This window comes from Oxynema aestuarii AP17, from assembly GCF_012295525.1.
Lineage (GTDB): Bacteria > Cyanobacteriota > Cyanobacteriia > Cyanobacteriales > Laspinemataceae > Oxynema > Oxynema aestuarii.
The window spans coordinates 2866087-2878693 of the sequence record NZ_CP051167.1 but is presented as its reverse complement, the minus strand read 5'-3'; the positions used below and the strand labels follow the sequence as shown (position 1 = coordinate 2878693).

The window sequence follows — 12607 nt, the reverse complement described above, 5'->3', positions numbered from 1 at the left end:
GTAACAAATTAATGCGATCGTCCCGATTTTTGCGTTTTACTGCGAAAATTTCTACCAGCGTTTAGAAAACCGTAAAAAAGGACTCAACCGTGAGTGAGGTTAACTCCACAATTCTCGTAACAGGCGGAGCAGGATATATCGGTTCTCATGCCGTTCTTGCCTTAAAACGGGCGGGATATCGCGTCGTCATTCTCGATAATTTAGTGTACGGACATCGAGAACTCGTCGAAACCATTCTCGATGTCGAATTAGTGATGGGAGATACCCGCGATCGTCCCTTACTCGATCGCCTTTTTCAAACCCACGCGATCGCCGCCGTCATGCATTTTGCCGCTTATGCTTATGTCGGCGAATCCGTCACCGATCCGGCGAAATATTACAGCAATAATGTTATCGGAACCCTGACTTTACTCGAAGCCATGTTAGCGGCTGGAGTCAAAACATTTGTCTTTTCTTCGACTTGCGCGACTTACGGCATTCCCCAACAATTACCATTGACGGAAGACCACCCACAAAACCCGATCAATCCTTACGGAATGACCAAACTAATGGTCGAACGGATGTTAGTTGATTTCGATCGCGCTTACGATTTTAAATCCGTGAGTTTCCGCTATTTTAACGCAGCCGGAGCCGATCCGACCGGGTTACTCGGCGAAGATCACGACCCGGAAACTCATTTAATTCCCCTGGTCTTGCAAACCCTGTTAGGAATGCGCCAATCGATCGCCATTTACGGCACCGATTATCCCACTGCAGACGGAACTTGCATCCGCGACTACATCCACGTCAACGATTTAGCTTCCGCCCATGTTTTAGGCTTAGAATACTTATTAAAAGGTGGGAAAAGTGACTTTTTTAACTTAGGCAGTGGCGGCGGTTTTTCAGTCAAACAAGTCATCGAAACAGCCGAAAAAGTGACGGGGCAAAAAATACCCACCCAAATCGGCGATCGCCGCCCCGGAGATCCGCCCAGTTTAGTCGGAAGTTGCGAAAAAGCCGCCAAAATTCTCGGCTGGACTCCCCAATATCCCGATCTCGAAGCTATCATAAGTCATGCGTGGCAGTGGCACCAAAAACGCCACGGTAGCGCGATCGCCGGAGAGTGAATTCGGAGAATAAACCATGTCCGACAATTCCCAACTGTCCTATCGTTCCCAACTTTACGAACGATATCTGACCACCACCTACGATCCGGGCAGTAATTTAAACGATAAATTACTGCAATATAAAGCCGACCAATATGCCCGTTATTTCGGTCCTTATTTACCGGAGCATAAAAATGCAAAAATCTTTGAAATTGGTTGCGGACCCGGTGCTTTTTTACGGTGCTGTCAGCAGTTGGGATATCATGAATTGTACGCGATCGATCTCTCCCCAGAATTAGTGCAGTTTTGCCACGATCGCGGCTTTACTCAAGTCGAATGTACCGATGTTTTGAGTTACTTACACCAGTGCGACGAACTCTTCGATATCGTCGTCATGAGTGACGTTCTCGAACATTTGAGTAAGTCCGAAGCCCTCGAAACCTTGTCTTTAGTTCGCGATCGCCTCGTTCCCGGAGGTCGGGCGATCGTGCGCGTTCCTAACATGAGTAATCCCTTTAATATTCGCACCTTTTTTGGAGATTTTACCCACGAACTCCCCTTAACTAAAGATAGCTTGCGTCAAGTTTTGCAAGTCACCGGATATGAAATTTTAGAAATCAAAGGCGAATTTTCTCTACATCAACGACGCTTAAAACAATGGTTTTACGATCGCCTATTATGGAATGCCTTTCACATCTTCTTAAAAGAAGTGATGCATTTTGAGGTCGATGTCGTTCGTGGCAAAAACTTAATTGCCGTTGGGGTCAATCCCAGCAATAGCGGGCGATCGAAGGCGGACGAACACCAATAAATAGGACTTAAACTGATGCTGGATGAGACTCAAAATTATCAGCTTAATATTATTGGATATTGTTCCTTAAACCGCGATCGCCTCTTACAGAAATTTTTACAAGATGGGGTGGAAAACTTCCCTCGTCTCGGTGGAAATTACGCGATCGCGATCGTCCACCCTTCAGAAACTTATTTAATTACCTCAATTTACGGCGTTTGTCAATACTATTACACCGTTAAAAACGGCCAAATTTTCCACGACGAAACCGTTTTCGGCGTCTTACAAAAAAGTGGCTTATCTTGGTCGTGGAATTGGGAAGCATTAGGAAACTTACTCGGATTAGAACATCTTTTAGAAAACGAAAGTTTGCACCCGGACATTCACCGCGTCCCCCCGGGAACCATCCTGCATTTTAAAAACGGTCAGTTAAACCAAAAAACCCTAACTTGGGACGAAATTCACCCCCAAATTTACACCGACCCCGACACTGCACTCGATGACTTCAATCGAGAAATTCAATGCTGGACGAATACTCAGCCTGTCGTGTCCATGTCCGGCGGATTTGACTCGCGTTTAATTCTCAGCAGCTTTCTACGACAAGGGTGCAAACCCGATTTGCTCACCATGGGATTCGATCGAAGCACCGATGTTATCATTTCTCGACAAATTGCCAAAAAATTTAACTTAAAATTAGCCGTTTCTCAACTCAACCTCGAAGATTATTTAACCTACGGTTCCCAAATCGTCCGCTTAACAAACGGAACTAAAACAGCGCGCCATTGGCATACTTATTTATATGTCAAACAAGCTCAATTAAACCCCAATTCTAGCTTTTTTGTCGGGACAAACGGGGAATTTGCCCGCACCTTTTTCTACGATCGCGGTTGGGAAGCAATCGAGAAACAATGGAAAAAACCCGAGGCAAGTTTGGCGAAACTTTGGCAAGGGTATTTAAAACAGGTGTTTCAACCGGAAGAACTGCATCATTTAACCCCAGAGTTAGGGCAACAATTGGACGAGACGGGACGGCGCGATCGCGTGCAGCACTTAATCGATTTAAGTTACCATCAATTCTTACCCGGTTTAGACCGATTCTATCTCGAACAACGAGTGAAAAACTTTATGGGAAATGGCTTGACCCTCTACGGTGCCAATATCGGCTGGCGGGCGCCTTTTTTAAGCCAGAATTGGGTGAATACGATTTGGCATTTAAGCCGAATTTGGAAATTAGGTTCCCACTGGCATCGATTTGCTATTCAAAAAAATTGCGCTCAACTTTTAGCTTTTCCAGAAGAAGGAAAAAGCTTAAAAATGTCGGCCAAACCACCGCTATTTTATTGGAAGCGAAATCATCAATATCCGGTGATTCCTTATGCAAATTATGCCGAATGGTTTGCTACTCCAACGATCGCCGATTTCGTGCGCGATCGCGCGCAGATGTTATCCGATATTATTGATTCTAAAATAGTGGATGCGATCGTAGAAGAACATCAAAAACAGCAAAATCGTACTCCGGCGATCGCCTTTTTGGTTTCTACTATATTTTGGAAAGATTTACTCAAGCAAAATCAACTTTGTAAATAATGAGTACTTTTCAAAACTTACATTAAATTTAACTAAACTGATGAGTAATTCCTTTAAGTCCTTCGTTAAAGCCTTAATTCCTAAAGCCTGGAATACAGAGATTCAAGAATATCTCAGCCTCCCGGGTCAACTGGCGAAAACAAAACAAAAACTGAATGAAACAATTCGCCTTTTGGAAGAAAGCGAAAGGCGAGTTAAAAATTTATCGACGCTGATTTTATCAGAAAAATATCCCGAACTGCAGGAGAGGCGATCGCCGAAAAATGAGTTAAATGCTAGAGAATTTAAACTCTATTCCCAATATGGAGAAGATGGAATCTTACTCTACATCTTTTCTAAAATTGGAACCACAAATCGCCGCTTTGTCGAATTTGGTATCCAAGATGGTCGCGAATGCAATAGTGCCAATCTTTCTCTCAACTTTGGCTGGGAAGGATTGCTCATGGAAGCGGACGAAAACTTTTTTAATGCGGCCAAAAAATACTATCAAAATATGCTCGGTCAACAGGCGAATCGGGTGAAGCTCGATCGCTGTTTAGTAACGGCGGAGAATATTAACGAAAAACTGGTGAATAATCAGATAGAAGGCGAGATCGATCTGCTTTCTATCGATATTGATAGTAACGATTATTGGGTTTGGAAAGCGATTTCTGTGATTTCGCCGCGCGTGGTGGTTGTGGAGTACAATGCTTCTCTCGGCGACGAAGCAGCGTTAACGGTGAAATATGAACCCGTTTTCGATCGCTTTGAAAAACATCCGACTGGGTTCTATCACGGGGCCTCTCTCGCCGCATTTACTCAATTAGCTAAACTGAAAGGTTACAGGTTGGTGGGTTGCGATTCTTATGGGGTGAATGCGTTTTTCGTGCGCGAGGATGTGGCGGCGGATAAGTTGGCTGCAGTGACGGTAAAAGAGGCGTATTATCCCAGTTACATCCGCGTGCAGAGATACAGCCAGCAAGAACAATGGGAAATTGTAAAAACTTTAGATTTCGAGGAGGTTTAAGCGTTGTTTTAGAATATTTTTTTTGAATGGAGTAAAAACATCGAATAAGTTCTAAGTTATTTCAATTGTGAATTCACTTTTAGTTACGGACACTTTTTTACCCCGGATTGGCGGACGAGAAAATTACTATCATGCTTTATTTACCCATCTGGAAGGGGAAAATGTAAAGATCGCCACGCCAGATTTAACGGGGAATTGGCAGGAGTTCGATCGCGCCTACCCCCTGCCAATTTTGCGGATTCCAGACTTAAGTCAAAAGTGGTTTAAGTGGGGGCGTCCGGGACGATGGAAATGGTGGAAAATTTTAGCAGAAATTCACGTTAAATCGCCCCTCGATTGCGTTCATTGTGGCGTAGTGCTTCCCGACGGGATGACGGGGTGGTTATTGTGGCAAACATTAGGGATTCCTTACATCGTTTACACCCACGGAAAAGAGGTTTTAGAAAACCAACGGGATTCGGAAAAAAACTTGTTGATGAATCTGGTTTTTTCCCAAGCGGCGCGGGTTGTTTCTAACAGCAATTACACGGGAGAATTGGTCAAAGCGTGCGGGGTGGCGCCGGAAAAGGTGGTGCGAATTACGCCGGGAATCGACGTGCGCCAGTGGCGGAACGTCCCGGAGGGGGGGTATTTGCAAGCTTTGCGCGCGCGCTACGACCTGGAAAATCGCCCGGTGATTTTAAGTGTCGGTCGCCTGTTGGAACGCAAGGGGATCGATCGCACGATCGCCGCCCTGCCGCGAGTGCTGGCTAAATTCCCCGAGACGGTCTATCTCGTCGTCGGAGACGGTCCCGACCGCGATCGCCTCGAAAGGCAGGTGGAGGAGCTGAATTTAGGGCAATCCGTGCGGTTTACGGGGGCGATGTCCGACGCGGATCTCCAGGCGGCGTACCATCTGGGAACGGTGTTCGCGATGGTCAGCCGTCAGCCCCAAGGATCTCACGAAGTGGAAGGGTTCGGGATCGTCTATCTGGAAGCCAATATCTGCGGGTTGCCCGTGGTGGCGGGTCGCAGTGGGGGCGTGCCCGATGCGGTGGTAGACGGGAAAACGGGGTATTTGGTCGATCCGCAAGACCCGGAAGCGATCGCCGCCGCGATCGTTCGCTTGCTCGAAAATCGACCGTTGCGCGAGCAAATGGGCGAATTCGGGCGGGAACGGGCGATCGCCGAATTTGATTGGTCGCGCTGTGCGGTTAAACTACAAACATTAATGGCACGGGTGCGCGAGGAACACCCGGGGCGATCGCTCCCCAGCCAAGTCTGGCAAACGGTTCCGTTTTTGTTACGCCGACGCATCGTCAACGATCGCATGTGAGGGCGCGCGATCGTCGTGCTGCCCCCTCCTCTCAATTGTTATCGTTAAACTCAACACCCTTGTCGCGAGCCGATCGTGAATTTAGCGAATCCGCCCAAACCCAAAAAAGTTTCCATTGTCGTCAGCGACCTTTCCGTGCGAGGGGCCGGGCGTTGGGGTGGCGCAGTCCGTCCGTTTCTACTCGCCCGGGTGCTGCAAAAGCTCGATTACGAGGTCGAAATCGTCGGCTTTTTATTTGGTGAAAAACCGCCATTCGAGCCGAATTTAGGCATTCCCATCGTTTATATCCCCGGGGCGAACTACCCGCGATTCGTCAACGGGGCGCGCCAATTGCTCGATCGCCTCGACGGGGATATTATCTATGCTTATAAGCCAAAACCGAGTAGTTTTGGGTTGGGAATTTTGAAAAAATTTCTGACCAAACGCCCCTTACTGCTCGATATCGACGATTGGGAACTCAGTTGGCATGGGGGAGATCGGTGGCAGTATCGCCCACCGGATCTCAAACAATTCGGGCGCGACTTGTTGAAACCGAACGGCTCGTTGAGAAATCCAGATTATGCCCTCTATTTAAAATGGATGGAACGTTGGGTCTCGCGAGCCGATCGCGTCACGACCCATACCACCTTTTTACAGCAGCGTTTTGGCGGTTGCTACCTTCCCAACGGTAAAGACGTGCATCTTTTCGATCCGAGTTTATACGATCGCGAGGCGGCGCGATCGCGTTACGGCTTGAGTGACTATCGGGTGTTAATGTTTCCCGGGGCGCCCCGCGCTTATAAAGGCGTCGAAGATGTGCTCGAAGCCCTCGATCTGTTGCAAGATCCCGATTATCGCTTGGCGATTGTCGGGGGCAGCCCTTACGACGATTACGACGAGCGTCTCAAAAGCCGTTGGGGTCATTGGATCGTGCAGTTGCCCACGGTCGAACCCCAACAGATGCCCGCAGTGATTGCCGCCGCCGATGTCATCGTGGTTCCCCAACGGGATACCCCGGCAGCCAAAGCCCAATTTCCTTTAAAATTAACCGATGGCATGGCAATGGCCAAACCCGTTCTCGCGACGCGGGTGGGAGACATCCCGGAGATTTTAGGAGACACTGGATATCTCGTCGATCCCCACGCTCCCCAACAGTTGGCCCGGGCGATCGAAACCATTTTTGAAGATTTCGGCGCCGCCGCCAACCGAGCCGGGCGATCGCGAGAAAGATGCGTTAAATTTTACAGTTTTGAGGCCATGTCTAACATTCTTTTAAATCTGTTTTCCGAACTGGAAAGACTTCTTTAAGACTGCGGTCGCGGTGCTATTTAAATGAGAGTGGAGCTGACTAATTTTTGAGATCATCTGATGGAGCGATCGCGGTGATGGCGTGCTTAAATCGACAAGCGGAATGGGAGTCCTACGGTTTAAATCCAAAAAACTATAATGTTATCATTATGGTTCGAGCTATTTTAACCTCGAAAAGGAAGAGAAATGAAACGATCGCGCGATCGTTTCATGCTTCCCTCTCAAACTCGTGCATAAATTAGTAACGCAGGAAATTTTGAATGTCTCCTAATAAACTTCTCCTGCAATATGCTTTTCAGCGCCCATTTTTACTGGCTGTGACCGTCTTACTCGGTTGGGCAGGAGCATTATTTAATGGGGTCAGTACCACGTTAATCGTCCCAGTACTGTTAGTGTTTCTGGGACAAGATTTGATGCTCCAGCAAAGTCCGGCGGTGGTGAAAGCGGTCAGCTCCGTCTTTACTGGCATTCCGGAACAGTATCAATTGGCGGTCATGACGGCGGCTATTTTGCTGGCCATTTTGCTCAAGAATATTACCTCGATCGCCAGTACGGTATTTGGCGGTTACCTCTCGCGATCGGTGGTGAAAAACATTCGCCTTTCCGGAATTAAATTGGTTTTAGACTTAGAACTCGATTATTATTCTAAAACTAAAATTGGCGATATTATTAACTGCATCAATCAAGAAATCAACCGCACGGCCAACGCCATTCGGACCGGGATCCGAATGACGACTCAAATGATTACAATTTTGATTTATTTGGCCTTTTTAATTTCGATTTCTTGGCAACTCACTTTAGCCTCCACATTAGTTTTAGTTTGCCTCCCCCTAGTCAGCCAATATTTTGTCAAGCGTTCTAAAAAATACGGTCAAATTCTTTCCGATAAATCTCGGGTTTATTCCGGCTCTTTTTTAGAAGCGTTAAATGGCATTCGTCTGGTTAAATCGACGAGTAACGAAGAATACGAATATTTAAAACTGAAACAGGCGATCGAAGAACGAGAAAAAGCTGAGATGGACTCTCAGATTAACTTCGCCCTGATCAATCCCATTAATGAAATGACCGGGTTGCTCGGGTTGTTCGCGATCGTGTTATTAGGTCGCGCGTTCTTCTCGGAACAAATTAATGCACTTTCGGCGAATTTATTACCTTATTTGTTATTTTTATATAAATTGCTTCCCGTTCTCGGCCAACTCAACAACAGCCGCAGTGAATTTGCCAACTTCGTGCCGAGTACGATTTTAGTCAACAACTTCCTGCGTCGGGACGATAAACTCTTACTCGAAAACGGATCCTTACCGTATCGGGGCTTTAAAGAAGGGATTGGCTTCAATGGGATTTGGTTTTCCTATCCCGGACATACGGAAGTCGTTCTCAAAGACATCAACTTGTGGTTGCCCAAAGGCAGTACCTTAGCGTTAGTCGGCGGGTCGGGGGCAGGGAAATCGACCTTGGCGGATTTGCTGCCGCGATTTTACGACCCGACGGAAGGGTGCATTACGATTGACGGTAAGGATATCCGAGAATTTGACATGCGATCGCTGCGGCGGGCCATGGGAATCGTGAGTCAGGATACTTTTTTGTTCAATGACTCGGTCCGCAAGAATATCGCCTACGCCCGTCCGGACGCCACCGATGAAGAGATTGTCGAAGCCGCCAAACGTGCCAATGCTTACGAGTTTATTGTCGATCTGCCCAAAGGGTTCGACACGATTCTCGGCGATCGCGGGATCATGCTATCCGGGGGACAACGCCAGCGTATCGCGATCGCCCGGGCTTTATTAAGCAATCCAGAAATTTTGATTCTCGACGAAGCTACCAGCGCCCTCGATACGGTCTCCGAACATCTGGTCCAACAAGCATTAGAAACCTTGCGGCGCGATCGCACCACCTTAGTGATCGCCCACCGCCTCTCTACCGTCCAAAATGCCGACTGTATCGCCGTTATGGACAAAGGGCGCGTTGTCGAAACGGGAACCCATCACGAACTGCTCGAAAAAGGCGGTTACTACACCAATCTCTACGCGATGCAGTTCTCGGAAGATACCCGCGACTTGATCAAACAAGCGCGCAACGAAACCCTAATCGGTACCTCTTACGAAATCCGAACCCGCCTCAATCCGATGATCGGCTTTTTACGTTTACTCGTCGATGACATCGTCGATTCTTCCGACGAACGCAACGAACTGATTCTCGAATCTTACGAATCCGCTTTGCGCCTCCTCCATACCCTGGAATTTTTGGAAAATAATGCCCGCAATCAAATTCGCATCACTTCTGCAGATTTAGAGGCGGAAAAGTTGTGATGAGAGTTTAGAGTTTAGAGTTTAGACTGAGGGCGATCGCCGTTCGATCTCCGGGGGAAGCGCTCAAGTGGCTGGCGCTACGGACTATCCGCGAAAATCACTGTCGCGCAATGCCTCGATAATTTTGACATTGGCTTTGGGGAAGGGGAAGTTATCGAGTTCGTCTACATCGACCCAGCGAATTTCGTCGCATTCGATCGCCTGGGGTTCCCCACTCAAATGACGGCAGTGATGGACTGTCAAAGTGACGCGAAAATGGGTGTAAGCGTGTTCGATTTCGATCAGGCGATCGCCCACCGCGATTTCGATGCCGAGTTCTTCGCGAATTTCGCGGGCGATGCACTCTTCCATCGATTCTCCCGGCTCGATTTTGCCGCCGGGAAACTCCCACAAGCCGCCTAATAATCCTTCCGGGGGGCGGCGGTCGATCAGCAGTTCGCCGCGATCGTTCCAAATGACGGCGACACCGATAGTTTTGTGGGGAATGGGTGCAGAAGTTTCTCGCATGGGTATTTGTGACTGTAAGTTGTACTGACGAGTTTGACACCGATCGCTCCACGGACAGAGCAAACAGGTGGGATTTTTCGGGGTGCACACCGTCGCCCCTAAATCCATCAGCGCTTGATTGAAATCTCGGGGATTACGGCGGTCGAGGAGGCGATCGGATAACGCCCACAAGGACTTTTCAGCTTGTTTGACCGGGACTTCGAGGGCGGTGAGTCGCGCTAAAATCCGCTTGACGTTGCCATCGAGAATCGGTACGGGAGCGTTAAAAGCAGCACTGAGGATGCCCCCTGCGGTGGTGCGTCCGATCCCGGGGAGTTGGATCGCACAGTCGAATTCGCGGGGAAAGACGCCGCCGAAATCGCGGACGATCGCCTGCGCGGCCCGATGGAGGTTGCGCGCCCGGGCGTAGTAACCCAAACCCTGCCATGCTTTGAGAACGTCTTGCAAGTCCGCAGCCGCCAGATCGGCGATCGTCGGGAAGCGATCGAGAAAGCGATGGTAGTACGGGATGACGGTTTTGACTTGGGTTTGTTGCAGGGCAATCTCGGAAACCCAGATTTTGTAAGGATCGCGGGTCTGTCTCCAGGGTAAATCCCGACCGCGCGAGCCGTACCACCCCAGTAGCGATCGCCGCAACTGCATCAGGACGGGATCGGAGAAGATCTCGCCCGGGGCGATCGAATTGCGGTTGGGTTCGGCAGCCAGAGGGCGATCGGAAGACATGGGAGACATTTAGCACAATTGAGAGAGCGACATTGAGAGAGCGACATTGAGAGAGCGACATTGAGAGCGCCCCATTGAGACACATGGCACGGATCGCGGGAAGGGCGCGACTCAACCACCCAGCGACCAAATTTTAATCGTACAATCATTGCTACCACTGGCGAGCAGTTGACCATCTTCGGAAATGGCCACGGCGTTGACCGAACCGGAATGTTCGTTAAGGATAGCTTTGAGGCTGCCGTTGCTTAAATCCCAGCATTCGATCGTGCGATCGCGACTGGCGCCGATTAGGGTTTGGCCGTCCGGGGCGATCGCCACCGCCCAAATTTTATCCGAATGACCGACGAGCAGATGTAACCGTTGTCCCGTGGTCACGTCCCACAGTTTTAAGGTTTTGTTGACCGTCCCACTGGCGAGGGTTCGACCGTCCGGCGAAAAACACAGACAGGTCACCGAGGCGGAATGGGCCAGTAGGGTTCGTTGGAGTTGTCCGGTTCGTAAATCCCAGAATTTAATCGTTTTGTCGCCACTACCACTGGCGAGGGTGTGACCGTCCGGGGCGATCGCCACACAGGTGACGGCGTAGGTGTGCGCTTGGAGAGTATGCAGCAGTTTCCCGGTGGGGAGGTGCCAAATTTTCACCGTTTTATCGGAACTGCCACTGGCGATCGTTGCTCCGTCGGGAGACAGGGCCACACAGGTGACCCAGTGACGGTGACCGTGCAAAGTTCGCAGGAGTTGACCCGAGGGCAGGTGCCAAATTTTGACCGTGCGATCGGAACTGGTACTGACAAGGGTGTTACCATCGGCGCTCAAGGCGATCGCCCACACCGCATCCTGATGTCCCGCGAGGGTTCGCAACCGTTGCCCGGTAGCGAGATTCCAGACCTGGATCGTGCAATCCCAACTGGCGCTGACCAGGAAGCGAGATCGCGGCCCGATCGCCACGGACCAGACCGCATCTCGATGCCCTTTTAAGGTGCCAACGAGCTCGATCTGTGGCGAGGGAGTCGGTTGCAGCGTCGTCCCTCGTGTGAGTCCGGGGGAGGAGATCTCCGCCAATTCCCGGGCGATCGCCGCCGTCGAAGGCGGGCGCTGTTGCGGTAAATGCGCCATCAGGCGATCGACGAGATCGGCGAGATCGTCCCCGATCTGGGGCGCGCGCGATCGCCAGCGCAACTCGTCCGTATAAGCATCGTAAAACGTCAACGGATGTTCTGCGGTGAGCAAGTAAACAAACGTGCGCCCTAACGCAAAAAAGTCCGACTGTTCCACCGCCCAACCGTTTTCCTGTTCCGGCGGGGCGTAACCCTTCGAGACGATCGCCGTCCCCGCCAACCCGTGGCCGATATTCGCTAAATACGTCCGGGTAATCGAGCGCACGCTGCCAAAATCGATCAACGCCAAATTGCCACTCGGCTGCAGCATGATATTACTCGGCTTGATATCCCGGTGGAAAAAATGCTGGCGGTGTACCGCATCGAGAATGTCGATCAGTTGCCACAACCAGGCGATCGCCCGTCCTTCGTCGATCCCGCAACCGCGATCCGCCACCCAATCTTCTAAATTCAACCCCGCCATCTTTTGCATCACCAAGCAATGCAACACCCCCTCACCATCGGGCAGAGTTACCGTAAAATGTCCCGTCGCATCCACTTTGGGAATCCCCGGATGGTTCAGTTCCGACAACACCCGTCCTTCTTGGTCGAACAACCGCAACGCCTTCTCGCGATCGCCCTTCCTGCCAAAATTGGCTAAATCTAAAACTTTCAACACTTTCGGCGTCGCGCGATCGACCGCCTCGTAAGTATGGCTGAATCCCCCAGTTTTCAAGCCTCCCACCACCCGATAACGCCCTTGCAAATGCAAGTCAAACCCGCAAGTTCGACAGAATAACGCCTCATCGGGATTGTGGGGTTCCGGACAATTGGGATTGATACAATAAGTCATGAAGGCAGACAAGAAGGCCACACCTTTTATTATGGTCAGCACCCCGCT

9 protein-coding genes are annotated in these 12607 nt (G+C 49.9%); 7 read left to right on the top strand and 2 right to left on the bottom strand.

The features are described from left to right. Positions 1 to 89 precede the first annotated feature (89 nt). From galE to HCG48_RS11785, 7 genes are all read left to right on the top strand, one after another. Positions 90 to 1106 (top strand): UDP-glucose 4-epimerase GalE, encoded by a 1017-nt coding sequence (gene galE / locus HCG48_RS11815; protein WP_168569333.1) that lies wholly within the window; start codon positions 90 to 92, stop codon positions 1104 to 1106. Positions 1107 to 1122: 16 nt separating this feature from the next. Then, positions 1123 to 1896: a class I SAM-dependent methyltransferase gene (locus tag HCG48_RS11810; protein WP_168569332.1), complete on the top strand. Its 774-nt coding sequence runs from the start codon at positions 1123 to 1125 to the stop codon at positions 1894 to 1896. A gap of 15 nt (positions 1897 to 1911) precedes the next feature. Further along, positions 1912 to 3462 (top strand): asparagine synthetase B family protein, encoded by a 1551-nt coding sequence (locus tag HCG48_RS11805; RefSeq protein WP_168569331.1) that lies wholly within the window; start codon positions 1912 to 1914, stop codon positions 3460 to 3462. 40 nt (positions 3463 to 3502) lie between these two features. Next, positions 3503 to 4468, top strand: a complete 966-nt coding sequence (locus tag HCG48_RS11800) for a hypothetical protein (RefSeq protein WP_168569330.1) — start codon at positions 3503 to 3505, stop codon at positions 4466 to 4468. Positions 4469 to 4535: 67 nt separating this feature from the next. After that, positions 4536 to 5783, top strand: coding sequence for a glycosyltransferase family 4 protein (locus HCG48_RS11795; protein ID WP_168569329.1), 1248 nt, complete (start codon positions 4536 to 4538; stop codon positions 5781 to 5783). 75 nt (positions 5784 to 5858) lie between these two features. Continuing rightward, entirely contained in the window at positions 5859 to 7070 is a 1212-nt protein-coding gene (locus HCG48_RS11790) for a glycosyltransferase family 4 protein (RefSeq protein WP_168569328.1), read from the top strand. Between the two features lie 260 nt (positions 7071 to 7330). After that, positions 7331 to 9379: an ABC transporter ATP-binding protein gene (locus HCG48_RS11785; protein ID WP_168569327.1), complete on the top strand. Its 2049-nt coding sequence runs from the start codon at positions 7331 to 7333 to the stop codon at positions 9377 to 9379. A gap of 84 nt (positions 9380 to 9463) precedes the next feature. Here the strand turns inward: HCG48_RS11785 and mutY are convergent, their stop codons facing one another. Both mutY and HCG48_RS11775 read right to left on the bottom strand, forming a co-directional pair. Further along, positions 9464 to 10618 (bottom strand): A/G-specific adenine glycosylase, encoded by a 1155-nt coding sequence (gene mutY, locus HCG48_RS11780; protein ID WP_320415782.1) that lies wholly within the window; start codon positions 10616 to 10618, stop codon positions 9464 to 9466. Positions 10619 to 10720: 102 nt separating this feature from the next. Continuing rightward, positions 10721 to 12559, bottom strand: coding sequence for a serine/threonine-protein kinase (locus HCG48_RS11775; protein WP_168569326.1), 1839 nt, complete (start codon positions 12557 to 12559; stop codon positions 10721 to 10723). Positions 12560 to 12607 lie beyond the last annotated feature (48 nt).

Bases quoted from the DNA above. Each gene is read 5' to 3' on its own strand.
- HCG48_RS11810 (WP_168569332.1), top strand. From the start codon at position 1,123: ATGTCCGACAATTCCCAACTGTCCTATCGTTCCCAACTTTACGAACGA.
- HCG48_RS11805 (WP_168569331.1), top strand. From the start codon at position 1,912: ATGCTGGATGAGACTCAAAATTATCAGCTTAATATTATTGGATATTGT.
- HCG48_RS11800 (WP_168569330.1), top strand. From the start codon at position 3,503: ATGAGTAATTCCTTTAAGTCCTTCGTTAAAGCCTTAATTCCTAAAGCC.
- HCG48_RS11785 (WP_168569327.1), top strand. From the start codon at position 7,331: ATGTCTCCTAATAAACTTCTCCTGCAATATGCTTTTCAGCGCCCATTT.
- mutY (WP_320415782.1), bottom strand. From the start codon at position 10,618: ATGTCTCCCATGTCTTCCGATCGCCCTCTGGCTGCCGAACCCAACCGC.
- HCG48_RS11775 (WP_168569326.1), bottom strand. From the start codon at position 12,559: ATGACTTATTGTATCAATCCCAATTGTCCGGAACCCCACAATCCCGAT.